General features: G+C 54.5%; 22 protein-coding genes and 2 tRNA genes. 10 read left to right on the top strand and 14 right to left on the bottom strand.

The window, feature by feature from the left end; genetic code table 11:
- The first annotated feature begins 38 nt into the window (after nucleotides 1–38).
- Together OKC40_RS19290 and OKC40_RS19285 are read left to right on the top strand one after the other, a co-directional pair.
- Nucleotides 39–1121, top strand: coding sequence for a porin (locus OKC40_RS19290; protein ID WP_270796641.1), 1083 nt, complete (start codon nucleotides 39–41; stop codon nucleotides 1119–1121).
- Between the two features lie 174 nt (nucleotides 1122–1295).
- On the top strand, nucleotides 1296–1931 hold the full coding sequence (locus tag OKC40_RS19285) for a murein L,D-transpeptidase catalytic domain family protein (protein WP_201947583.1): 636 nt from the start codon (nucleotides 1296–1298) through the stop codon (nucleotides 1929–1931).
- 77 nt (nucleotides 1932–2008) lie between these two features.
- Here OKC40_RS19285 and OKC40_RS19280 read toward each other — a convergent pair whose 3' ends face one another.
- Nucleotides 2009–2440: a universal stress protein gene (locus OKC40_RS19280; protein WP_042060878.1), complete on the bottom strand. Its 432-nt coding sequence runs from the start codon at nucleotides 2438–2440 to the stop codon at nucleotides 2009–2011.
- A 190-nt stretch (nucleotides 2441–2630) separates the two neighbouring features.
- Between OKC40_RS19280 and OKC40_RS19275 the strand changes: the two genes are divergently transcribed.
- Nucleotides 2631–3383 (top strand): substrate-binding periplasmic protein, encoded by a 753-nt coding sequence (locus OKC40_RS19275; RefSeq protein WP_182938131.1) that lies wholly within the window; start codon nucleotides 2631–2633, stop codon nucleotides 3381–3383.
- A 14-nt stretch (nucleotides 3384–3397) separates the two neighbouring features.
- Here OKC40_RS19275 and OKC40_RS19270 read toward each other — a convergent pair whose 3' ends face one another.
- Nucleotides 3398–3850 (bottom strand): RNA methyltransferase, encoded by a 453-nt coding sequence (locus tag OKC40_RS19270; RefSeq protein ID WP_182939786.1) that lies wholly within the window; start codon nucleotides 3848–3850, stop codon nucleotides 3398–3400.
- Nucleotides 3851–4053: 203 nt separating this feature from the next.
- Here OKC40_RS19270 and OKC40_RS19265 point away from each other — a divergent pair, with 203 nt between their 5' ends.
- Together OKC40_RS19265 and OKC40_RS19260 are read left to right on the top strand one after the other, a co-directional pair.
- A complete protein-coding gene (locus tag OKC40_RS19265; protein ID WP_182938132.1) occupies nucleotides 4054–5145 on the top strand; it encodes a PfkB family carbohydrate kinase in 1092 nt (363 codons plus the stop codon).
- The gene (locus tag OKC40_RS19260) at nucleotides 5139–6047 is read left to right on the top strand and encodes a pseudouridine-5'-phosphate glycosidase (protein ID WP_182932891.1); all 909 of its coding nucleotides are present in this window, start codon (nucleotides 5139–5141) and stop codon (nucleotides 6045–6047) included. The genes OKC40_RS19265 and OKC40_RS19260 overlap by 7 nt, the downstream gene beginning before the upstream one ends.
- 75 nt (nucleotides 6048–6122) lie before the next feature.
- Here OKC40_RS19260 and OKC40_RS19255 read toward each other — a convergent pair whose 3' ends face one another.
- The 4 genes from OKC40_RS19255 to OKC40_RS19240 all read right to left on the bottom strand — a co-directional run bounded on the left by OKC40_RS19255 (nucleotide 6123) and on the right by OKC40_RS19240 (nucleotide 9054).
- Complete coding sequence (locus tag OKC40_RS19255) at nucleotides 6123–6848, bottom strand: carbonic anhydrase (RefSeq protein WP_182939787.1); 726 nt, start codon at nucleotides 6846–6848, stop codon at nucleotides 6123–6125.
- A 349-nt stretch (nucleotides 6849–7197) separates the two neighbouring features.
- Entirely contained in the window at nucleotides 7198–8472 is a 1275-nt protein-coding gene (locus OKC40_RS19250) for an alpha/beta fold hydrolase (protein ID WP_182938133.1), read from the bottom strand.
- A 426-nt stretch (nucleotides 8473–8898) separates the two neighbouring features.
- Nucleotides 8899–8974: transfer RNA gene (locus tag OKC40_RS19245), tRNA-Asn, on the bottom strand.
- Between the two features lie 4 nt (nucleotides 8975–8978).
- A tRNA-Phe gene (locus tag OKC40_RS19240) sits at nucleotides 8979–9054 on the bottom strand.
- Between the two features lie 722 nt (nucleotides 9055–9776).
- Between OKC40_RS19240 and OKC40_RS19235 the strand changes: the two genes are divergently transcribed.
- Together OKC40_RS19235 and OKC40_RS19230 are read left to right on the top strand one after the other, a co-directional pair.
- Nucleotides 9777–10934 carry a tyrosine-type recombinase/integrase gene (locus tag OKC40_RS19235; RefSeq protein ID WP_175429520.1) on the top strand — a complete coding sequence of 386 codons (1158 nt, stop codon included), beginning with the start codon at nucleotides 9777–9779 and terminating at the stop codon, nucleotides 10932–10934.
- A 38-nt stretch (nucleotides 10935–10972) separates the two neighbouring features.
- A complete protein-coding gene (locus OKC40_RS19230; RefSeq protein ID WP_175429519.1) occupies nucleotides 10973–13276 on the top strand; it encodes a DUF927 domain-containing protein in 2304 nt (767 codons plus the stop codon).
- 445 nt (nucleotides 13277–13721) lie between these two features.
- On the opposite strand, the gene OKC40_RS19225 is transcribed toward OKC40_RS19230, so the two are convergent.
- The 3 genes from OKC40_RS19225 to OKC40_RS19215 all read right to left on the bottom strand — a co-directional run bounded on the left by OKC40_RS19225 (nucleotide 13722) and on the right by OKC40_RS19215 (nucleotide 16010).
- Nucleotides 13722–13898, bottom strand: a complete 177-nt coding sequence (locus OKC40_RS19225; RefSeq protein ID WP_005348328.1) for a hypothetical protein — start codon at nucleotides 13896–13898, stop codon at nucleotides 13722–13724.
- A gap of 126 nt (nucleotides 13899–14024) precedes the next feature.
- Nucleotides 14025–14918, bottom strand: a complete 894-nt coding sequence (locus OKC40_RS19220; RefSeq protein WP_049049173.1) for a helix-turn-helix transcriptional regulator — start codon at nucleotides 14916–14918, stop codon at nucleotides 14025–14027.
- Nucleotides 14919–15242: 324 nt separating this feature from the next.
- Nucleotides 15243–16010 carry a hypothetical protein gene (locus OKC40_RS19215; protein ID WP_049049176.1) on the bottom strand — a complete coding sequence of 256 codons (768 nt, stop codon included), beginning with the start codon at nucleotides 16008–16010 and terminating at the stop codon, nucleotides 15243–15245.
- A 269-nt stretch (nucleotides 16011–16279) separates the two neighbouring features.
- On the opposite strand from OKC40_RS19215, the gene OKC40_RS19210 reads away from it, so the two are divergent.
- Nucleotides 16280–16702: a helix-turn-helix domain-containing protein gene (locus OKC40_RS19210; protein WP_124244789.1), complete on the top strand. Its 423-nt coding sequence runs from the start codon at nucleotides 16280–16282 to the stop codon at nucleotides 16700–16702.
- 90 nt (nucleotides 16703–16792) lie between these two features.
- On the opposite strand, the gene OKC40_RS19205 is transcribed toward OKC40_RS19210, so the two are convergent.
- The 5 genes from OKC40_RS19205 to OKC40_RS19185 form a co-directional block, all read right to left on the bottom strand.
- Complete coding sequence (locus tag OKC40_RS19205) at nucleotides 16793–18034, bottom strand: tyrosine-type recombinase/integrase (RefSeq protein WP_042658473.1); 1242 nt, start codon at nucleotides 18032–18034, stop codon at nucleotides 16793–16795.
- Between the two features lie 495 nt (nucleotides 18035–18529).
- On the bottom strand, nucleotides 18530–18964 hold the full coding sequence (locus OKC40_RS19200; RefSeq protein ID WP_049049182.1) for a DUF2787 family protein: 435 nt from the start codon (nucleotides 18962–18964) through the stop codon (nucleotides 18530–18532).
- Nucleotides 18961–19587, bottom strand: coding sequence for a hypothetical protein (locus tag OKC40_RS19195; protein WP_049049184.1), 627 nt, complete (start codon nucleotides 19585–19587; stop codon nucleotides 18961–18963). Before OKC40_RS19195 ends, OKC40_RS19200 begins: the two co-directional genes overlap by 4 nt.
- 22 nt (nucleotides 19588–19609) lie before the next feature.
- Nucleotides 19610–19912: a YkvA family protein gene (locus OKC40_RS19190; RefSeq protein WP_005348352.1), complete on the bottom strand. Its 303-nt coding sequence runs from the start codon at nucleotides 19910–19912 to the stop codon at nucleotides 19610–19612.
- Nucleotides 19909–20457 (bottom strand): hypothetical protein, encoded by a 549-nt coding sequence (locus tag OKC40_RS19185; RefSeq protein ID WP_270796636.1) that lies wholly within the window; start codon nucleotides 20455–20457, stop codon nucleotides 19909–19911. Before OKC40_RS19185 ends, OKC40_RS19190 begins: the two co-directional genes overlap by 4 nt.
- A gap of 655 nt (nucleotides 20458–21112) precedes the next feature.
- Here OKC40_RS19185 and OKC40_RS19180 point away from each other — a divergent pair.
- Nucleotides 21113–21388, top strand: a complete 276-nt coding sequence (locus tag OKC40_RS19180) for a HEPN domain-containing protein (protein WP_223954878.1) — start codon at nucleotides 21113–21115, stop codon at nucleotides 21386–21388.
- Nucleotides 21389–21522: 134 nt separating this feature from the next.
- A partial coding sequence (locus OKC40_RS19175) for a hypothetical protein (protein ID WP_270796634.1) occupies nucleotides 21523–22067 on the top strand: 545 nt, incomplete at its 3' end.

Genomic DNA, 22067 nt, shown 5'->3' with positions numbered 1-22067 from the left:
AAGACGCAGTTCCTGCGGGTAGAAAAATGGTGATCGGCATGATGTTATTGGCTGATCGACATGATGTTATTAGCCAGCTGGCGAGCGGCGCTCATGCCGCTACCGTTTACAACCAGAACGATACCAAGCTGGATATCGGTGGCCGCGCTCAGGGTATGTACTACGGCACTGATGACAACGGTTCCGAAGGTGACCAGAGCTACTTCCGTGTAAACATGCGCGGCGAGACCAAGATTGCTCCCGAGATGAAGGCATTCGGTTTTGCCGAGTACAACCTGCCGACCTCCGGTTCTGACAACGACGAACTGCGTTACGCTTACGCAGGCATCAAGCACGACCGTTTCGGCGCATTCAGCTACGGTCGTCAGGATGGTCTGTTCCGCATCGTGAACGACTACACTGACGTACTGCCCGAGTGGGGCGGTGACGGCCTGGGCAAAGGCACCGAAGTATTCGGTACCGGCCGTACCAACGGTCTGGCCCAGTACCTGTACACCTACAACGGTCTGACCCTGGGTGCCCAGTTCACCGGCAACAACGATCCGCAGAATGCTGATCGCTCCAACTTCACCACCAATGGCACCACTTGGAACAAGAAAGGTTCCAAAGAAGGTTTTGCCGTAGCTGCCTCCTATGACTTCGATATGGGTCTGGGTCTGTCTGCTGCCTACAACCAGGCTGGCAAGACCGACGAGCAAGCTCGCTATGCCGCCTTTGGTGGCGACCAGGATGCCAAGCTGATGGGCTTTGGTGCCAAATATGCTTCTGGCAACCTCTATATGGCTGCTACCTATGCTCACAGTGAAGATCACATCTTCGTCAAGAACGGCTATGCTGAGAAGAGCGATGGTTACGAAGCCGTGGTTCAGTACAAAGTGACCCCGCAATTCAAGCCTTCTTTGGCCTACCTGCGCACCGATGTGAAGAATGACACCAATGTCAGCTTCGATGACACCCTGACCGAATATGTATCCATCGGTGCCTGGTACTACTTCACTGACAACTTCAACGCTTACGTTGATTACAAGCTGAACCTGCTGGACTCTGTTGGTAACTCTACCAGCGCCTTGGGTCAGAACACTGACGACGTAGTTGGTGTGGCCCTGCAGTACAACTTCTAAGTAATTGGAAGTCAGTTATACCCTGTGATACCAATGTCTACTGTTTGAATTACTTCCGGCCGCTCTGCGGCCGGTTTTTTTATTGCGCCTTTTCAGCACCTTGCATATAACTATCGAGCAGATTGAGGGCGATATCAGCTCTGTTGCAGGGAATGCCAAAGGAGAGATGCAAGGATGGGACAAGCAGACCGGAACACAGGCTGGCAACGCGGGTGGCTGCTGTTGCCACTGCTGTTGATATCGCTCATCTGGAGCAGCACCGCAGATGCCAGCTGGGATCAGAGCCTCTATCGCCAGCTGGGTCTGGCAGGCAAGCTGGACAAACAGACCTTTCGCCAAGCCCTCAACAGTTATCAAACCGTGCGCCACAAGCGCAAAGCCATTCTCACCATCATCGATTACAGCAAGCCCTCTACCCAGCGCAGACTGTTTGTCATCGACATGAAACGCCACAAGCTGCTCTATCACACCTGGGTCAGCCATGGCCGCAACTCGGGTGAGCTGGCCGCAGAACGCTTTTCCAACCAGCTCAACTCCCGGCAAAGCTCCCTCGGTGTCTATCGCACCGCAGAAACCTATCTGGGTAAGCATGGCTACTCCCTGCGGCTGGACGGGCTCAGCCCCGGCAAGAACAGTAATGCCCGCAAACGCGCCATCGTGGTGCATGGCGCCACCTATGCCAGCCCGACCCATCTGCGCAAATATGACAAGCTGGGCCGCAGCTGGGGTTGCCCGGCCCTGCCCAAGGAGCAGGCCAGGGCCATCATAGATACCATCAAGGGGGGCAGCGTCATCTACGCCCACGGCTAGCGTGCACGGCAGCAGAAAACGCAAGGCCAGCAATCGCTGGCCTTGTTTGTTACGCTTTTCACGCTAAACGGGGCGCGTTATTGGCGCACCACCAGTACCGGGCAGGGTGCATGACGCACCACGGATTCCGCGACACTGCCTACCAGCAGATGGCTGATGCCGGAGCGGCCGTGACTGCCCATTACGATCAGCTCCACCTCATCATCCTTGGCTTGAATCACGATCTCGTCGGCAGCGCGGCCAAAGCGAATATCAAAGGTGGCAGGGATCGGCAGCGTCGCCACCAGCTCTTTGAGCTGGGCTTTGGCCTGACGCTCCATCTCGTGGGTGATCTCGACCGCCGTCATATGCAGGATTTTGTAGCTGTCAAAACCGTGCAGTTGATCGACCACGTGGATCAGCTTGAGCTGGGCCTGATGGCTCTGCGCCATGAATACGGCATAGTCGAGTACCGCACGGGACATTTGGGAAAAATCGACCGGACAGAGCAGCGTTTTGATCGATGGCATAATGCAGTCTCCTCTCCTGATTGGGGCACTATTGAATCTTTTCATGATCATAACAACCCGACCGAAAATAACCCTCGACCCTGTCGCAAAATGGAGATGCGAGAATTTTTCTACGTCCTGTCACGATCAATGCCATGGTATAAAGTAGGGTATCCGTTTTCCCTTTGCCCCAACGAGACCAGCGCTGACCATGTTACGCATCTGTCTGTTACTCTGTTGTTTGTGCACGGTGGTTAATTGCCGGGCAGATTCTATTGAGGTTTATTGCGATGACTGGCCCGGCTTTTGCCAACAAGATGGCAAAGGCATTTATCTCGATCTGGTTCGCGCCATCTACCAACCCCACGGTTATCAGGTAACCCCCCATATCGTACCCTATAAACGAGCTCTCGCTGTGATTGCCAAAAAAGGAGGCGATATGGCGATGGGGGTATACCGCGATGAAGTCACCGGTGTCCGACAACCGCGCTATCCCGCATCAGCGGATGACCTGACCGTGTTCATGCTCAAAAAATGGCAGTCCAAGTGGCAGGGAGAAAAAAGCCTGCAGGGACAATCTGTGGTATGGCGACGGGGCTGGGCATTCGACAAATACATTGCAGTCACCATGCAGTGGCATGAAATCGATAGCGATGAGATGGCTCTGCAACTGCTCGGCAAAGAGCGCTATCGCTATTACCTGACTGCCGGCGTGCTCTATGCAAATGACGACATTCCCCCCAACCTGCATCGCGCCTTCCTGCGCTGGATCCCGACCTACCCCATCTTTGCCGACACACCCCAGGGCAACCGGATGTTACAACTCTGGGATAAGGGGATGGTTGAGTTGATCCGTAGCGGGACTCTGGCTGACATCTATAAGCACTATCAGCTCTATGACTACTACCAAGGGTTTATCAGGGAACTGGAACAGAAAGCCGCCGCCAACCCGACACCTGAATGATAGCCCTGAGCTAATTACCCCCCCCTCATCCTCTTCGCCAAGCGATCATAGAGGATCACATTGACCGAAGCGGCCAGATTCATGCAGCCTTGAGTCGGCACATAGACCACATCTTTCACCGCCCCGTAGAGCGCGGGATCGAGCGTGCCATCCTCCGGCCCGAAGATATAAAAGGCGCGCTCCGGGTGGACATAGTCGGGGAGCGGCGTGGCGCCGTCGATCAGATCGACCACCACGGGCACGCATCCCTGCGGGATAAACGCCATCAAGTCATCCACCCCGAGCAGCGGGATCTTCTCCACCATCTGCTTGGTATCGGTGGCAAAGCGGCGCGCCAGCTCGAAGCGGTTGCCGGTGTAGTAGACCTCGTCCACCCCGTAGCAGCCCGCAGCCCGCATCACGGAGCCGACATTTTCCGGGGATTTGGGATTGACCAGCCCCACGCAGCAGAATGCACTCTTTTTCATCATCTCTCCTCCTCTTGCGGCGGCCATTATAAGCCGCGGCGGGGTCACCGACCCGTTAAAAGTACCTCGCCAGGCTCAACGACTCGTCGCTCCATCACGGATGTAGATTTTTTGTGCGCAACCCGACAGATTTTGTACAAACCGATAGCTGGCAAACGTTTATCTGAAATAATAGACAAACGTTTGTAAATGGATGTTTGTCTATGACTGAGCGTGAACAAGAGATCCTCGCCCTGCTGCGTCAGGATCCCATGATTGCCCAGCAGGATCTGGCCGATCGCCTTGGCATCAGCCGCTCCGCGCTGGCCAGCCACATCTCCAGCCTGATCCGGCAGGGATATGTGCAAGGCAGAGGTTATGTACTGCGTGAGGGCCCCTACGTGGTGGTGATCGGCGGTGCCAATATGGATATTTGCGGCACCAGCCACGACAACCTGCTGCTCGGCGACTCCAACCCGGGCAAGGTGCGCACCTCGGCGGGCGGTGTCGGCCGCAATATCGCCGAGAATCTGGCGCGGCTCGGCAGCGATACCCGGCTGCTGACCGCGGTCGGCAACGATCAGTATGGCCACCATCTATTGGAGGTGAGCCAGCGGGCCGGTGTCGATGTGCGCCAGACCCTGGTGCTCGATGGCCACACCACCTCCTGCTACCTCAGCCTGCATGACGGCAGCGGCGAAATGAGCTGCGCCATCAACGACATGGCCATTATCGAGCAGCTCACCCCTGCCCGCCTGACCCCGCTCGGCGGCTTTCTCGGCGGTGCCCGGCTCTGGGTACTCGACACCAACCTGGCCATCCACACCCTCGACTGGCTGTTCGAGCGACAGGGGGAGCACGCCATCTTTGTCGATACCGTTTCGGTGGCCAAGGTGGAGAAGATCCGCCCCTGGCTCGGCAAGATCCACACCCTCAAGCCCAATCGCAGCGAAGCAGAGCAGCTGTGCGGCATGACCATCGCCGGGCCCGAAACCTGGCCCATGGTAGCCGCCTGGTTCCACCGTGCCGGGGTCAAGCGGCTGTTCCTCAGCCTAGGTGAGCAGGGGATCTTCTACAGCGATGGCGAGCAGCAGGGCCACCTGCCGGTGCTGGGCAGTCCGGTGCTCAATGTGACTGGCGGCGGGGATGCCTTTATGGCCGGACTCGCCCACGCCTGGCTGCAACAGCTCGACATTGCCCAGACCACCCGCTTTGCCCTGGGCTGCGCCGCCCTCACCGTCAATTGTTCCGATACCGTTTTTTCCGGTCTGAGCAAGACCGCCGTTGACCGCATACTGGAGGAGTACTCATGCTGAACGCTTACCTCGATATCCAACCGGAAGTGGCTGCCGCGCTGGCCGCAGGCAAACCGGTCGTCGCCCTCGAATCCACCATCATCTCCCATGGCATGCCCTATCCGCAGAACGTGGAGACGGCCCGTCAGGTGGAGCAGGTAGTGCGCGATAACGGCGCCATCCCTGCCACCATCGCCATCCTCGACGGCCGCCTCAAGGTGGGTCTCGATGCGGGTGCGCTGGAAGCGCTCGGCCGGGCTGGTCACGACGTAACCAAGTGCAGCCGCCGCGACATTCCGTTCGTACTGGCGCGCAAGGGGATGGGCGCCACCACGGTCGCCTCCACCATGATCATCGCCGCCATGGCGGGGATCCGGGTCTTTGCCACCGGTGGTATCGGCGGGGTACATCGCGGCGCACAGGAGACCTTCGATATCTCGGCCGACCTGCAGGAGCTGGCCCAGACGCCGGTGGCCGTAGTCTGCGCCGGCGCCAAGTCGATCCTCGATATCGGGCTGACCCTGGAGTATCTGGAGACGCAAGGGGTGCCAGTGATTGGCTATCAAACAGGCGAGCTGCCCGCCTTCTACACCCGCGAGAGCGGCTTCAAGGTCGATTATCGCCTCGATACCCCGGCGGCCATCGCCGAGGCGCTGCGCCTCAAGTGGGAGCTGGGACTGGCGGGCGGCGCCGTGGTGGCCAATCCCATCCCGACCGCACACGCCATGCCGAAAGCCGATATCGACGCAGCCATTGCCCAAGCGCTGCGTGAAGCGGATGAGCAGGGGATCAAGGGCAAGGCGTCAACCCCCTTCCTGCTGGCCCGCGTCTGCGAGCTGACCGGCGGCAACTCGCTGGCGGCCAACATCCAGCTGGTACTGAACAACGCGGCGCTCGGCGCCCGCATCGCCGCCAGTCTGTGATCGCACGCCGATACCTCGCCATGTAAAAGAGGGCCTGACGGCCCTCTTGTTGTTTCTGCAATCTGCAGCACTGTGTTATTGCAGTACCACGCGCCCATTGAGGGGTTGCACCGGCCGGTTGTTGGGGTGGTGCATCACCGCCTTGAAGGCGTCTATCTGGGCCTGACTGACCTCGACCGGCTGCTTCATCACTAGCCAGCGCACCCCTTCCGAGCAGGGAGGCGTGGTGAGAGAGCCGCTGAAGCGATAGTAGTCACGATTCTCGGGCAGCAGTTGCTCCGCAGCGACCGGCGCCTTGAGGGTGTGAATCTCCCCCACCTTGGCAGGTAATGCACTCCAGGCTGCCGCCAGCGCCGGATTGGCCTTGCCAGCTTCGAACATCACCGCTACCACGGCGATCTCGCCCTTGTCACTGACGTGCACCAGATGCCCTTCCAGCGGATAGGATTTGCCCTCGATAAGGTTTTCACTCGGGGCGTGGAAGTGGAATTGCTTGAGCTCAAACGTGGTGCCATCGAGTTGCAAGGTGCTGCCCGGGGCATAACCGACCTGCACGGTGTGACCGTTGTTGACCACGGTCTTGCCACCTGCCTGATAGTGGAGCGCCAATGGTGCCAGCTTGGCCTCAACCAACCCGTTCAGATCGACCGGCGACTGGTTGCTGCCCGCACACTGACCAAACTCCGGGGTCAGCTTGGCCCAGTGAGCAGGCCCCGCCTCACCGCTATATTCCCAATGAGGGGTGGCAGCAAACACGGCAGGGCACAGCAACAGGGAGCAGGCCAACAGAGACTTTCTCATCATACATCCTTATCTTGATTGAAAAGCACGACCATCCCCTCCCCGCGATCACGGTACATGCAGGGATGGCATATCTGATATGCGGGATACAGAGCATCAGAGCGACTTTCTAATGGTAACGAGCACGGGCTGGTCAATCGGTTTGACCGCCACTCAATACAGAGTCGTTTGGCAAGTACATGGTGAGGGATCGGCAGAGACTGTGGAAGCGGGTGAATTAATCAGCCTGTCAGCCACTCATCGTCAGGCTGACGCGGGTCAAGGTACAGGGTTTCACGCTTTCATAACAACCATCCATCACAACCATCGCGGGAGTCCGGGCTCCCGCGATGGTTGCCGATAACGGCAATTAACGGTCGCGATTCAACGCGATCAGACGATCAAGGATCGCTTCACCATCGGCACGCAAACCGTTGTGCTCATACTCATTGGTGATCCAGGCGCGACTGTTGCCAAGACCACGCAGAGTTTCGCGACTGTAGTCAAACTCCACATACATATCCTCGGCATAAACGGCGCATGCTACCGGCACCTGGTTGCGGGCCAGCTGGGCCGGGTCATAGAGCGCCCCCCAGTCCGCCTTGTTTGCCAGCAGATGGGCCGCCTCTTTCAGGGGCAGCAACTCGCGGTACTGCTCGAACATCCAGGGGTAAACCATCTCGCCGGTGAAGGCGAAATCCTTGCCGGGTGCCCAGTTCACCGCAGGAAACTCCCCTCTGACCCGATCCGCCGCCCAGCGAATCGCCTCCCCTTCGGCGTAGATAGCCTCGTGCAGAATGGCAAACAGCGGGTTGCTATTGAATGGCTGCATGCTCTGCACCTGATAGAGAAAGGCCGGGCTCAGCTTGTCACCGATAAAGGCCTCCTCCAGCAGGTAATAAAGCTCCTCGAAAGCCCCCGTAGCGCCGAGATCCAGCCCTTGCTGCTGGAACTGCTCCACCGTCAGGCGCTGGCCGTTGGGCAGCCGCACATCGTGCTGGTGCAGATGGTTGGCCAGCCGGTTGGCAATCCCCTGAGCGTGGGGGAAGCGGGCGAAGAAAGCACGGTTCTTGTCGGCCACCCGCTGATAGGTAGCACGGTAAACCTCCTCGGCGCTGCGGCCAATCGGCGCGATGCCGCCGGTGATATAGACCTCCCGCAGGCTATCGGGGAAGAGCGAGAGATAAGTCAGGCAGCAAAAACCACCAAAGCTTTGCCCCAGCAGGCTCCAGCGATGCTTGGGACTGAGCTCCAGCCGGATGAACTCGGCATCTTGCACTATGCTGTCGGCGCGAAAATGGCTGAGATACTCCGCCTGCTCGGTCGGTGTCATTTTGGCCAGAATATGCCCATGGATGGGGCTCGACATCCCGGTGCCACGCTGATCCAGCAGCAGCACTCTGAACTCCTGCAACGCCCGCTTGAGCCAACCACTATTGGCCGTCGGGCGCGGCGCCCCGAAACCGGGACCGCCCTGCAAAAAGAGCAGCCAGGGGAGCGTGTCATCGAGTTTGTCTTTGCGGCAGAGGGTGCGGGCAAACAGGGTAATGCTGTCACCATCCGGCTCATCATGATCGAGGGGAACGGTAAAAAAGTGCGGCTCGCAATGAATGCCGTCCAGTACATAGCTCAAGGGGCTGTTCATCTGGGATCTCTCCGTCAGGATGGGAACATCATTGACCCCATCATATCCTCGCCCAGCCACAGGGTCACTCCGGTTTTCCAAAATGTTAACAATGGCTTAAAGGTCGAAACATCACCAGACAAGCCGCTCTTCAACGGTGCTGAATTAATTGTTTTGCGGGGGAGATTGACGCCATGGAGCCATTCAACAAAGATGGCTCGCCTGCACAGGAGTGCAGCCACTCAGGCCGACAAAATGGATAAGGGAATGTGATGAAACCGAAGTGGATCAGGGCCAGAAAAAGAGAGAAGAAACCATGCCCTGGCAGCATGTTGCAGACCGGAATGCTGCTGTTCAGTGCCACCTGTGGCGCGACGCTCTTTTTGGCCGCATGCAACAGCAACTAGAAATGAAAAAGCCCGCTCGATTGAGCGGGCTTTTCGAATTTGGCTCCTCCTACTGGACTTGAACCAGTGACATACGGATTAACAGTCCGCCGTTCTACCGACTGAACTAAGGAGGAATTATGGTGCCCAGAGACGGAATCGAACCGCCGACACGGGGATTTTCAATCCCCTGCTCTACCGACTGAGCTATCTGGGCAACGGCGCGCATTAAACCCTTTCTGGACTGGGGTGTCAACCTTGCAGGCCCAGTTTCTGGCATGTTTTTGCATAGGGTGAACCAAGTGGCGAGATAATGTGCAAGGAGCCCCTGACTCCACACCGGGATCCGGTTGTCGGCAGGTGCTTCTATCGAGGTTTTTTCCCTTTATAGAATTACCTTTTCGCTCTCTCATCCATCCCGAGCTTCCAACAAGTGAGCCCATTTTTTGGCAAAAAACTGATGAACTAACCTGCATGTTTTTTGTGCGCTGAAAAGTTACCAGAAATTGACCAGACAGGGTTTGCTGTGTCGCTGCCTCTGTACCTCCGGTCGTCGGCTCCTCAGCGTCCCTGTGAAGAAGAGAAGTGATGGTGTTTCGGCGGGGGAACTCAAATTTATTGTGACGAAAATCACAAAAATTCAATCTCGATTACACCTCTTTTTGAGCCTCAAATGACGATCTTTGCTTTGTGGGCGTACACAGATCCCCCTGAAGATAAGGAGCATTTGTCGTTAGAAGCACAAAGTCGCTCTCCAGAAGGCGATCTGATGTTCGCCTCCGAATCGCCTTCATATGGCTGCCTTTAGGGTCCTCAACTACAAACAAATTCATTAAATATCAATAATATGACTGCGTTTGGTGCTGTTGTGATTTGAGGGGGGGTATGCAAAATTTCTGCAAGCACCGCCATCCGGCGGTTATGGTTAGAGAGGTAGTTGTGAGCAGCGAAGTGTCAACGCCAACTGCTAAAAGCAGGCAGGAGTCGTGTGGAGAATACGTCTCCAAACAAAAAGAGGTAAAAGACGAGTACGTCCCTTGGCTCGCATGGGTCACATATACATCTGGTGCCAGGGTCGGCTACTTCAATGTGCACAGAAACAATCAGCGTTATCGGTTTAAGATCGCGAGCACCAGTGAGGCTAGCCTCAAAGTGATACGCGATAAAGCACGTAAACTGATGGCGGAGCTCATCACAGATCCTGAGGGATTCAAGCAAGCCTATCGCGCTAGTTTATCGGTAGAGCGCTTCATTTATGATGATTACCTACCCGCAGTGCAGGAAACTCATCGTTCTATCAGGACTATAAAGTCCCGTATAAAGCCAATCGTGGCAGCCTTAGGGCACAAGCCACTGAACCGTGTCAACCGTGATGACATCGAGCGCTTTCAAGCGGAGCAAGCAAAAACCAAATCTGTTGCTACGGTGAATCGCTACCTAGCGCAGATCAAGGCTATTGCGACCTTCGCAGTGGAGCGCGGCATACTCAAATCGTCTCCCGCAGCAGATATCCCCGCCAAATACGAGCCTGTCCTGCCTCCCAAAGGCTTACCCGATGAGGCAGTCAATAAGCTGGTCGCTCGCTTGATGGAAGACATTGACGAGGAAAAGGCTCGTCTGTTGCTGTTCCTGTTCGCAACGGGCTCCCGGATGGGAGAGGCCAGAGCTCTAAAGCTGCAGGATTGTAACCTCACCACTCAGATCGCTTTTCTACCGACGAGTAAGTCTGGCCGAGAAAGGCTTATACCGCTTAATCAGTTCGCCCTTGAATTGGTTCAACTTCAGCGCCAGCGCCATGGCACGACCGGCCTGCTTTTTCGAGGCCAAGATGGTGTCTCTCCGATATCGGAGCCCCGCCGTTACTGGTACCACGTCTGTAATGATTGCGGATTATCGGGGGTACGCATACATGATGCGAGGCATTCAGTCGCGACCTCACTGCTGAACAAGGGCTGTTCGCTCGATGTATTGCAGAAAGTCCTAGGCCACAGCTCTCCTCGGATGACTGAAAGGTACGCTAGGCACCACGATAAGACGCTGGTCAAGGCCGTCGACGTACTTCACACCGTATGGGACCTGCCCAACCTCACCTGCTAACAAACTTTAGGAGATGGGGGAGGGAGACTCCCCCATTAATGATTATGCATCGTTCCAAAAAAGATAATAACGGTAAACTGAATCGTTTCATTACTGATAGGACGCATCAAAGAAGGGGCTCACTAGGTTCCCTCGATATTGCTAATCAGGTTGTACCGCCGACAGACTCGGTACCTGACTCGGATCAGGAAGCATCCGCGCCAGAATCGATCCCTACGGTCGCCCCTAGATCGCAGCCATTACTGGTGTCGGCAACGCATGATGAGCAACCTCATGATGATTACTGTACAAGAGCGCAGGTAGCTCAAGAGCTGGAGGCATTCCGTGTTAGGCATATGCATGCCGCCTTTTATGCTTCTGACGAGGGGCAAGCCCTCAATAAGGGTAAAGAGCCAGATGAGTGTCTAGTTTTGCGGGATGGCTCCTTGTCGCCTCACTGCATCAAGGAGCTGACAGAGTGGCAGGGCTCACCATTTATCCCTGAAAATTTCAAGATCACTCCTGATGGCAAAGTCATGTTCATGGCTGGTAAACCCCCCTCCGAGGTCTTTGCGGGGGTCACATTGCCAATAGCCACATACCTGGACAAAGACGGTCGGCTTGAAGCCGTGGAGCTGGCTTGCCTTGCTCCTGATGGCAGTGTAGTTACCTTCCAGTTATCTCTGAAGGACATTCATAACGACCTGAAAAAAGTCAAGACAACGCTGAGCTCTTACCGACTCTCTTACTACCAAGGAACAGAGAACCAACTGATACGCTTTATGCTTGGCTGTGCAAAGATGGAGCTGATAAAGTCCATTTGCTTAGTGGAACAGGCAGGTTTTGTGCCTGAAAAACGGGTCTATGTGACTCATGAAGCTACCCTGAGCCGCGAAGATGGTCACTCAGCAAAGCGGTACCGATATCGACTTCGCAAGCAGCTTGGGCAACTGAGCTCAAGGGATTCACTGGAAGCCTGGAGGCGGAGTGTCGCGGAGCCAGTACGGCAGTTCCCGATAATGGTGTTTTCGATATTGGCGATGCTGACCAATGTGTTGATAAACCTGCTACAAAAGCCCTCAACGATCGTTCATGTTTATGGCCTGAGCTCCGTGGGGAAGACGACTCTAGCGATGCTGGCTCAGAGTACAGTAGGACGGGCTACCGACCCTAGTGAGGATGGCACGTCTGCTATTAGAAAATGGCACAATACTTTCAATGCATTGATATCACTCATTGAAATGCACCATGGGATGGGGTTGGTACTTGACGAGTTGGGTTCATTCACCGGGAGGAATTTCAGCTCGCTCATGTATGCGATGACAAACGGGCAGAGCAAAGGGCGTTGTGACAAAGATAGCCTTCTGATTGAAGCCAAAAACACAGCGGCGCTCTGCATTTTCTCGACGGGCGAGATGAGCTCTGATGATTTTTTGCGCAAATTACGTGACTCTGTAAACTCAGGCGCTCGTGTCCGGATGCTTAATATCGAGATCCTGCAGGATGATGCCAGGCTGCCGGGTGAAACACTGGCCCAAGCCAAAGCCCGGATTGACCAACTCAAGGCGGCTTGTGGGACTTACTACGGCACAGCGCTCCCGGCTCTGGCGCAAGGGCTGTTGAACTTGCCGGAGGCCACTTCCTTTGAGGTGTTGCAGCAGTTGACTCGTGATCGGGTTAATGAGTGCGCCGGGCGTTTGGAGTCTTTGGTCAATGGTGCTACCGAGTCACCGCTTATTCGTAGAGGTCTGGATTTCTTTGCCATGACGCTGGCTACCGGCTTGTATGGTATCGAGCTGGGTGTGTTGCCCTTCACTGAGAGTGAGGTTTTGGATGCAGTAGTCGAAGGGGCTAATCGATGGGCATCCTCATTAAGGGAGAAGCCTGATGATGTATCTCTGGCCGCGCATGGACTCCTCAATACCCTAATCCGAAACCGCCAGATGTTTCCAGACATTGACTCGGTGAAAGAGAGTAAACACATGGGGTTCACTCAAGGTCCTAATTTCTTGGTGCGTTTGTCATGGTTCGATGAGTTGGTTCCGCAATATGGCAAACAGGTGATTGAATGGCTTGAGAAGCATGGTTATCTGCGGCCTGGGCCAGATAAAAAATACATCCGGTTGCGCAACACCAGCCGGGATACCAAGTATAGAGCTGGTAATTACTATGCGCTGGATCACGACAAGGTGATGGGCTTTACCGGTGGTATCGAAGAGATAGATGGTTACGAGGGGGCATCCCGAGAGTCTCCATCCTCCGCTCCGAGTTTCACCCGCCGCGCGACGAGCGAGACGGGGGGTGTGATGGTTGAGTCCTCACCAGACATGTCAGAGATACCGGCAGATGTCGAAAAATTCTAAAAGATGAAGGGGGGCCAGTGCGAACTGGCCCCCTTGCTTTGTGGGATCCGGTGGCAAATTACCGTGGTCTCTACACGGTTACTCAGGGCTGCGAATACTTGTCAATCATGGGGTGGTTGACCGATGCAGCAGGCAAAAGGGGGAGGAGTGTTTCAGCAGGCCGAGAAGGCCAGGATGATCTTGTTGCGGAGGTTTGGAGAGCCGTGAGGCCAAAGCAGCTCATTGGGTCGCTAAACCGCGATACGGGTGTCTCACCGTGGGGGGAGATACCGGTGCAGTTCAGTGACGAGATCCCAAGCAGTCCTCCTGCATCAGCAGGTATTGTCAAACGGTTAAAAAAGAGGCCAGAACCGACTGGCCCTGACCTCTTCACTTCCGAGCTTTCGTGGCAGATATCGCTCAGAAATCCATCTTCATAAAACAGGAGTTAGTTTATTTCGCTGGATTAATATACTTCATATCCAGCGGGAACGCGGTCCCCTTCATCAATTTCCTCTCGGGATTCACCGATCACCCGGTTAACCCGATCCCAGAACGTCTGACCATCGGTTTCGGTCAGGCCGTATTCCTGCTTCACCTCGCGCTTTGCCGTGGACTCTTTCATCTGGATCATTTTACTCATGTATTACTCCTTGGATTGCTACTGCTTGATGGTTGACGACAATGCAGAACAGCGGCGACAGGTGGTGTCGTGGCATGTCAGGCGCTGTCGCCAGATGTATAAACTGGGATCTTTGTCACAAATGGGTCAGGGCGGAGCCTGACTCATCAGGGTCAATAAATGGCGTAAATCACGGACGATTTGCTCATGGATAAAACCGGGCGAGATCACCGTCAGTCCCGGCATCCAGGATTTGATGACGGGCAGAATTTGATTGGCATCGAGCACACGACTGCTCAATAACAGCGCACCGTCATCCAAGGTTTTGACAATCTCCTGCTCGGGCAGCAACGGGCGGTGCTGAAAGTTGATGGCGATGGCGGCACTGGCCTTGAGGAGCACCTCGATCATGCCGGAGCGCCAGAGCGTCGGATCGGTATCGATTTGCCGCTGAATAAGCGCATCGCGGGTAAAGGTCTGTTGCGATAGCTCAACCAGCGCGATGGAGCTCAACGGATAGGCTTGCAACCTCCCCTCGCTGACGCCGACCAAGTGCCAGGTGCCCTTGTAGTTGACAAGCTGATAGGGGCTAAACAGTTGCTTGCGCTGGTCTTTGGTGATGAGCCAGCATTGCAGATGCTGGGTCATTGCCTGCTCTAATACCGGTAGCTGGTGACTCAGTGAGTCGGTGGACTGGGCATCGAATCCCTTGATGGCGAAGAGGCTTGGGGTGTCTCTGTCCAGCAGCTGACCCAGACGATGTTCACTGGCGCGGGGGAATAGGTCGGTGATACCCAACTGGTCGGCCAGTTTTCGCACTTTTCCGTCGTTCTTGTGATTGAGGAACCCAGGATCCAGCCAGTACTGCTGGCTGCGGTGCTCTATCGGTAGATAGCTGAGGCGTTGATTGAAATCCCGCTGCAGGGTGCGCACGGTGACGTTGTACTCGGTGGCCAGATCACTCAGGTGTAGCTTCTCACCGCTGTACAGGCGGGTGAGGAGCATACCGAGGCGCTGCGCAATCTTGTCGTGTTCGTGCATACCATCACAGAAGGGGAATAACCGTGTCGCGGATTATCCAAACAGGCCGCGACACGGCGTGACGAATTGGCTGGCAGGCAGTTTTTCGCAAAACCCATCATCGGCGATGGGCTTTTGTCATCAGTGGAGGGGTTTTGTTATCAACCGGCGAGAAGCGGTTGAGCTGGCCAGGAAGGCCGGTTCGGTGAGGTTGTTGCGGCTTGCCCAGAGATGGGGCTGAGTTGATGCTATTGAGCCGCTTAACTGCGATAGCGGTATCTCACCGCTGAGGGAGATACCGGGTTGCTGCTCACCTTGATAACTGAGGAGGGGCTGACTCCAGAACTATGCCGCTGCAAGTGCGTCTTCAGCTCCATCCCGTAAGGCAACCACTCCCAAATAGAGGCAGATCGGGACCGTCTTTCTGAAAGCTGGACCTTGTAAGTCATAAATAAGCCAGGCTCCAGACAGGACCCACATCACAGGGCCGAGCGCATTTAGCATCGGGTTTCGCTTACTGACTTCCTTGACCAAAGCTTTGGCGGCTTCACGCCCGACGATCTGGGTAATTAAGCTAATGATAATGGTCTCTATTAGGCCGAGAGCAACCTTGGGGCCAAGGATCTGGATGATAAAGGGGAGAATGGCCACCTTACCGTTTTTGGCGAGATGCTCCTTTATTAAATTAGCGTCTTCATTACCTACACCCATTTTCTTGAACGCATCGGCAAGTTCAGTTGGTGTTTTTGATAGCAGTTCTGTCTCAACAACAGCAGACACTAACCGTTCCAATCGGCTTTCCACTGAGCCCCCGCGTTTGACTCTGACTTTGAGCTTTTCGCAGACATCCTCAATCAACTCAAGGGATGAGATTCCACCATCACGACTCGATGAAAACACTGAGCGAACTGCATAAGCGACATCAGAAGATCCGTAATACCTGATCTGTTTGTCCATTAGTGCGCACAGTTCCGTTTTGGCTGAAGACGCGTGATGACTTTTTTGAAGTAATTCTTTGCGGGCAGCATCATCAGTAAAAGATACATAGCTATCCAACACGCCGGACAGGTACTCAAGGTCTGCGTGCTCACATTTAGCCAAGATTTTTTCCATACGATATCTCCCTGTTGGATGCGCTGCGTGCTCACTGCCTAATGTTGAGTGAGGCGAAAGTCACACCAGAAGTTGCTTGATTTGAACCTGCTGTTTTTGGGCATCGCGTCTTGTCCGCTAGCTCACGAAGAGATACTAGCAAGTGAGTTGCAACCCGTAAAGTGGGTTGTTACGCTTTTTTTGACAATGCAGTCCAATCATGGGTAGTATGTGAGTCGAGATTTCGTATAAAACCTTTTACTTCATAAACTTAGAGTGTGACGCATCGAATGGAAGAGAAAAAAGTAAGCTATGCAGCTGTAGTTGGTGCTGTTCTTTCAGAAGAAAGGGAGAGGAGGAACGTAAGCCAACTGATGGCCGCCAATGTGGCTGGATTGACCCAGTCAACATGGGGACGAATGGAGCTTGGCCGGGCATGTACATTGGAAAATCTAGCAAAGGCTTCTAAAGCATTTCACTTTGAGCTTTGGCAGTTATTAAAAGTCGTTGAAGACAGGGTTAAAAGTCTTGAGGAGCAGGGCTTTAAGGTCGTTTACGAGTTGCCATCAGAGTCAGAAATAAAGGAACGTCAGGAAGAATGGCTGACCAGTAGCTCGCTGATATCAAAAATGTCACTCATTGGTTTGGGGGCATTGGCTGGGGCCGCCATGATGGGAGTGGCGGAATATATTAAGAAAGCTCCAAACAAGTAGGTTTGTTCTTCTTTTAACCAAATTACGGCATCTGATGTCCGCAAGTGACAACAACCGGTATCTCACACCTAGGCGAGATACCGGTTGTTGTTAACTGGCCTGAACCCACTCGCCCTCTTCGGGAAGCGGCAGCGGCTTGGATGGTACTGAACTGGTCAGCGCATCATGGATGCAGTTGGCTATTTTCTGGCTGGTCTGCTGCATCCGAGTGTTATGCAGGTGTGCATAACGCAGTGATGTCTGACTGCTCCGGTGGCCTAGTTGGGATTGCACATCAAACAGGGTGCCGCCGTTGGAGACAATCAGCGCGGCTACCGAATGACGGCAGGTGTGCAGGCACACGCCCTCCTTATCTATACCGGCCCGCGCCAGCATCCGCTGAAAACCCTTGGTGGGATTTTGCAATGGCTGCCCTTGCCTCTTGCCGGGAAACAGGTAGGGATTTCCCTCTGTCACCGGTAAGTAGTTCAACAGCTCCACCGCCATATGGTTCAGGTGCAACACACGGCTATGGCCGTTCTTGGTGTGGGGAATGTATAGGGTCTTGTCCTCCTTGTTGTAGTGCTGCCATTTGGCCCTTGCCAGCTCGGCCCGGCGCAAGCCGGTGAGCAGCAACATCTTGACGTACTGACCGGTATAGAAACTTTCATGCTGATCAGCAGCCCGAAACAGGCGACGGATTTCATCTGGGGTGAAGTAGCGTTCCCGCCGATTGTTCTCTCTCAGCAATGACACCAGGGCTGCGGGATTGTCCTTGATCAGCCCAGCACGGGCCGCCCAGGTCATGATGGCCTTGAGCAATGCCAAGACGCGATTACAGGTGGCCGGGGTGAGGCGCTTGAGCAACATCTGTTGCATGTTCTGGATGCGGGTAACGGTGATCTCTTCCGGGATCAGATTGCCGAAGATTGGCCGTAGGTGATTACGGAAGCGATGTTCGTCCGTCTTCCAACTGCGATTTCGCGATTGCAGATAGGGCAGATAGTCTTCCTGAAACAAATTGCTCAGGGTCTTCTGGTTGCGCTTGTCCTCCTTGGCCTGTTGCGGGTCAACGCCTTCGGCGATCTTGCGTTTGTAGTCGAGTGCCAGCTTGCGAGCCGCACTGACATCCAACGCGGGATAGTGCCCCAGGGCAATGGCCCGCTTGCGCCCGTGTATCTGATAACGCAGCAGGAACTTGCGGCGGCCCTCCCCTTTGCCAACCAGACAGCGCAGACCGGTCACGTCGGTATCTGAATACTCCGCTTCGGTACTGCGAGCGTCATCTGGGTTAGGGGGGAGATCGGCAATTCGCCGATTGGTAAATTTAAATCGGGTAGGTGTTTCGTTCATGGTTCGCTCCTCAACATGTGAGCTGGTGCAACAGGGCATAGGCTCCCTTCACAGTGGAAAGGAGGTTTAATCCCCGTCTCTGGCTTGGCGGTTGAAGTGGTCGTTGCTCATCGCGCCTTGGCCTGGCTGGCCCGGCACGATGACAACGCGGGAAAGGTGAGTGAGCAGATGGCCGCCCCGGTCGCTACCCGGTCCGATCCCGTAAAAATCCCACCGTGCCCCGTGTCCGCCCCGCACGAACGGGGGAAAACGGGGCTGGGTTTTCCCTTTGAGTGATTGGGCTTTTCCATCTCAACCCCGTAACCCCGCGAAATTTGCGGAAATAATGGGGGAGTGAATGAAGAGGTCGGGTTGCCCCACACATTCACGGCGAGCCCCGTGCCCGCCCCGCACGAATGGGCGGAAACGGGGCGCGTTTTTCCCTTGGAGAGACTGGGTTAATCGACGCCAACCCCGTAACCCCGTGAAATTTGCGTAAGTAAGGGGGGGGGGGAATTATTCAGTGGCTACCGTGATCGCATAGACACCCAGCGACAGATAGGTGAGGAAATTGCCCTCCCATAATTCATAGAACTCACTCAGCTCAGACAACGGCATCACATGCGCATAGGCAACCAGCCCTTCCTGGCTTGAGAAGTCAAAATCGACCTCCTTGGCCAATTCGGCATAGTCACCCATGCCGACATAGGAAAAGTCCGTGATATAGACCAAGGACCATAGATTTCCTTGCCGTTGCAGACGGATTTCCACCGGATGAAAGCCGCCGGTTTCCGGGCCATAACCCGGATCACGAAAGTTCATCGTGACAGCACGGGCTTGTGACCATGTGGGATGGTGCGTGTTCAGCAGATCGGTTAGACATACGGCGAGCTGGGATGAAACCGGCAGGGGGAGTCCCTGCCAGTTCAGTGCTATGTCACGGTTGCTCATTGTTGGGTCTCCTGTCCGGCTACCTCGTCGTCGGTCTCGGATCCCGTTTCGGCCCCGGTCTCATCCATCTTGTCTGACAAACCGGTCTGGTCGTTGGCTGTTTCCAAAAACGGGGGCTCATTGCCTTTCTCGATGGTTATCTCATCGGTCATGTCATCTTGGTCCTTCTGCCCCTTGGCTTTTCCCTTGCGAGCCTGTTTATCCATATTGGCCGGTTCATCCAGCTGAGTTGACCAGTCGCACAGAGAGAGACCGACCCGGTGGAACGGCGAGTTGGGCTCGGCGGCGACCAGTAACTTTTCAGCCCGCAGGATGGCGGCGAGGAAACCGTGGTTATTGGCACTGCCTCGAACAAACAGCGCCTTGAGCGCCACCGATTTGAATGGCGCATCCTTGAGGATATCCAGCAGTGCCAGGATGTCATCGAGCGATAACCAGTGCTTGCTGAACAGGCCGCCCGTGTCGTTGGCGGTAATGCGAAGGGCGTAGCGACCCTCATCGTTCTTGCCCACCTCGTAGTGCAGCAAACCACTGGCCCGAGCGCTTATCTTCGGGGCCTTGGAGGATTTAATAACAGTCCAGACCGGAGCAGCCGAGGCTGCCGGTTGTGTGGCTTTAGCCATGATGAAATTCCTTCTGAAGGGATTACTTGAAGAAGTCAGCCGCTTTGCTGCGATGACCTTGATGGATATGACTGCCTAACGAGGCAATGGCACCGCTGATGACCCCCAAGTCATCGGTGAGCCCGACGCCGGGGATAAAGTCCGGTACGGCATCGACCGGACAGAGCAAATAGGCGAGTGCGCTGACCACGATGGTCTTGACCCACACAGGCGTCTGCTCGTCGGCCATCAACAGGTAGAGCAAGATGGCCTGCTCAACCAGCAGCTTCATGCCTTTGATGTGCTTGAGCTTGGCGAGTAGCGAGGAGCGGTTGATCTCGGTCATGCGGCCCACTCCCCATCCCACTCTGACTCTAGCGCCAGGCTGACCACGCCATCGCAGATATCCAGGACCGGACCAGCGTTCCGGGTGGTGACGTTGAGCAACTTGAACACCGGATGCTCTTTATCGTGCAGCGCCACTTGTGTGCCCTCCAGAGCAATCCAGCGCTCCGGTAATGGCAACCAATAGACGGCCTGCTCGGCACTGTCCGTGGTGAAGCTACTGTCCCCAATTTTCCACACCTCTTCAAAGATGCCGTTGTCCAGGTCATGGGTGGCCTGACCGGAGAAGCGAGCAATTGACAGCACCAACTGCCCTATCTGAGTCGAGGGCAGTTGGTGCAAGGTGTAGATGTTGGTGTGACTGAAGATGGCAACCAGTACCGGCAGACCGGGCATTGGTAAGGATTCCGGTACATAACGACCGTGGATGCGGATAGCTTTGACCAGTTGATGATGGCGCAGCAGTGCCCGCGACAGGGTATCCAGATAATCCTGAGTCGCGTTTTTGCCTTCGCCAATGGCATCGAACAATGAAAGTTCAGACATGGATGTTCTCCTTGGATGTTCCCGGACCGGAATGGTCATGGGTTATCCAGAGATTCATATATGTTTGAGGATTGGGCTTTTACGGGAATGGGAGAGCAGGAAATCAGGATGACCAGCAATTGATAGCGGATGAGCGGTGATTTTGAAAAAGGCCATGCAGGGAAAGTGAGGGCTTCCCGCGTGTTGATGCTGTCCATCACCCTCTAATTCGGATTAGTTTGTTGATCTTGCTCAGAAAACTACAATTCCCCTCTTTTGTGTCATCTATCTGAAGCGCTAGGATAATCGTTTGGAACTGCCTCCCCTGAATCACCCATGAGCCAGGCTGGAGAAACGCCCTAGGTAAAAAACAGCAGACTGAAGGTTGTAATTCAGGAGCGGTAGCTTAGGCACAACTCGGGAGCCATGCGACCACGTTAGGAGGCAGCGATTATCCCAGTGGACTGACTTGTCAGCTGTTTTTTTATACAGTGGTAGTGATAGCGCAAATATAGGGGGGCAAACGAATGCGTTTGAGCGTCAGAGGTAGACTGGTAATGCTATGATTTAATTTTGATTTTTGCTTGGCGGTGATGAAAATGGGGCGGAGTTATATGGAAGGCTCTGTTAACGGATTAGTACCGCCTTCCATCTAATCACTGTCAGAGATTACAAGATGTCCCTTGCCAAAACCGCATTCGAGCACGGAATAAAAGACGCCGAAGAACTCCTTGCTCACTTTGACGCCATGAACGCAAATCCTCCGCCACCAAACGCCGAAGTCTTGAAGCGCGCGGGGCTGGTCATGGCACTAACGGCATGGGAAACATACGTAGAAGACCGAGTAACAGAAGGTGTCCAAAAGCGCCTTGCTGCTGTCGCCGGTAGCTATGTCGGAAATTTCATCCTGAAAAAACTGCAGGTTGAGCTATGTGAATTGTATGAATCCTGAGTATCATATCCTGGCTGTGGTGGCATACAGATAAAAATAGTTATTAACTTCGCCCTGGAATATGAAATATGATTTGAAGAATATTTTTTTTGATGTCACATGCAATAATATGTTTTTCTTTATATGAGGTGCCAGTGAAAACTGTAAAAAAGAAACTGAGGGAAATAAAGGACTCTGGGTACATTATTATTGGGTCTGATATCTTATTACACCTTAATCCTTCTAGTAAGGCGGGAATACAAATTAGACAACCTACAGGAACGACAAAAAGACTTTCTGCTTTTTTTGTTGGTATGGATAGACAGCCCCGCCTGTACTTTTCTTTCCCATCAGCCAGTCGGGATGAGATGCTTTCTATATGCCACCCCGGATACAAAGTTCATGCCTCCGTTTTATGTGAGAAAGGAATTGGCTCCATCGTTTATTTTGATGGAGTGATTGATAAGGTTGGAACCGAGCCAGCTATTATAACAACTGATGTGCCAGAATATATTACAGTGAATCATATCCGCAAGGAGGCTCGTTATCCAGTCTCTATTTTTGGATGGTCTATCGTTGGTGAGGGAGTAAGGTTACCACTTAAGCTTATCGATATATCAACATACCTGATTACCCATGACCCTCAGCCAGCTTCAAGAGCCGATATGGCATCGGAGGGCTTGCCACGACTGCATGCCCC

It is taken from the genome of Aeromonas sp. QDB11, assembly GCF_027705265.1.
In the GTDB taxonomy this organism is placed as follows: Bacteria; Pseudomonadota; Gammaproteobacteria; order Enterobacterales; family Aeromonadaceae; genus Aeromonas; species Aeromonas allosaccharophila.
The sequence above is the reverse complement of the archived record's forward strand: the minus strand, read 5'-3'. Positions and strand labels throughout refer to the sequence as shown.

Bases quoted from the DNA above. Each gene is read 5' to 3' on its own strand.
- OKC40_RS19250 (WP_182938133.1), bottom strand. From the start codon at position 8,472: ATGAACAGCCCCTTGAGCTATGTACTGGACGGCATTCATTGCGAGCCG.
- OKC40_RS19200 (WP_049049182.1), bottom strand. From the start codon at position 18,964: ATGAGCAACCGTGACATAGCACTGAACTGGCAGGGACTCCCCCTGCCG.
- OKC40_RS19190 (WP_005348352.1), bottom strand. From the start codon at position 19,912: ATGACCGAGATCAACCGCTCCTCGCTACTCGCCAAGCTCAAGCACATC.
- OKC40_RS19195 (WP_049049184.1), bottom strand. From the start codon at position 19,587: ATGGCTAAAGCCACACAACCGGCAGCCTCGGCTGCTCCGGTCTGGACT.
- OKC40_RS19285 (WP_201947583.1), top strand. From the start codon at position 1,296: ATGGGACAAGCAGACCGGAACACAGGCTGGCAACGCGGGTGGCTGCTG.
- OKC40_RS19260 (WP_182932891.1), top strand. From the start codon at position 5,139: ATGCTGAACGCTTACCTCGATATCCAACCGGAAGTGGCTGCCGCGCTG.
- OKC40_RS19210 (WP_124244789.1), top strand. From the start codon at position 16,280: ATGGAAGAGAAAAAAGTAAGCTATGCAGCTGTAGTTGGTGCTGTTCTT.
- OKC40_RS19230 (WP_175429519.1), top strand. From the start codon at position 10,973: ATGATTATGCATCGTTCCAAAAAAGATAATAACGGTAAACTGAATCGT.
- OKC40_RS19180 (WP_223954878.1), top strand. From the start codon at position 21,113: ATGTCCCTTGCCAAAACCGCATTCGAGCACGGAATAAAAGACGCCGAA.
- OKC40_RS19290 (WP_270796641.1), top strand. From the start codon at position 39: ATGATGTTATTGGCTGATCGACATGATGTTATTAGCCAGCTGGCGAGC.
- OKC40_RS19255 (WP_182939787.1), bottom strand. From the start codon at position 6,848: ATGAGAAAGTCTCTGTTGGCCTGCTCCCTGTTGCTGTGCCCTGCCGTG.
- OKC40_RS19265 (WP_182938132.1), top strand. From the start codon at position 4,054: ATGACTGAGCGTGAACAAGAGATCCTCGCCCTGCTGCGTCAGGATCCC.
- OKC40_RS19215 (WP_049049176.1), bottom strand. From the start codon at position 16,010: ATGGAAAAAATCTTGGCTAAATGTGAGCACGCAGACCTTGAGTACCTG.
- OKC40_RS19220 (WP_049049173.1), bottom strand. From the start codon at position 14,918: ATGCACGAACACGACAAGATTGCGCAGCGCCTCGGTATGCTCCTCACC.
- OKC40_RS19280 (WP_042060878.1), bottom strand. From the start codon at position 2,440: ATGCCATCGATCAAAACGCTGCTCTGTCCGGTCGATTTTTCCCAAATG.
- OKC40_RS19275 (WP_182938131.1), top strand. From the start codon at position 2,631: ATGTTACGCATCTGTCTGTTACTCTGTTGTTTGTGCACGGTGGTTAAT.
- OKC40_RS19225 (WP_005348328.1), bottom strand. From the start codon at position 13,898: ATGAGTAAAATGATCCAGATGAAAGAGTCCACGGCAAAGCGCGAGGTG.
- OKC40_RS19205 (WP_042658473.1), bottom strand. From the start codon at position 18,034: ATGAACGAAACACCTACCCGATTTAAATTTACCAATCGGCGAATTGCC.
- OKC40_RS19270 (WP_182939786.1), bottom strand. From the start codon at position 3,850: ATGAAAAAGAGTGCATTCTGCTGCGTGGGGCTGGTCAATCCCAAATCC.
- OKC40_RS19185 (WP_270796636.1), bottom strand. From the start codon at position 20,457: ATGTCTGAACTTTCATTGTTCGATGCCATTGGCGAAGGCAAAAACGCG.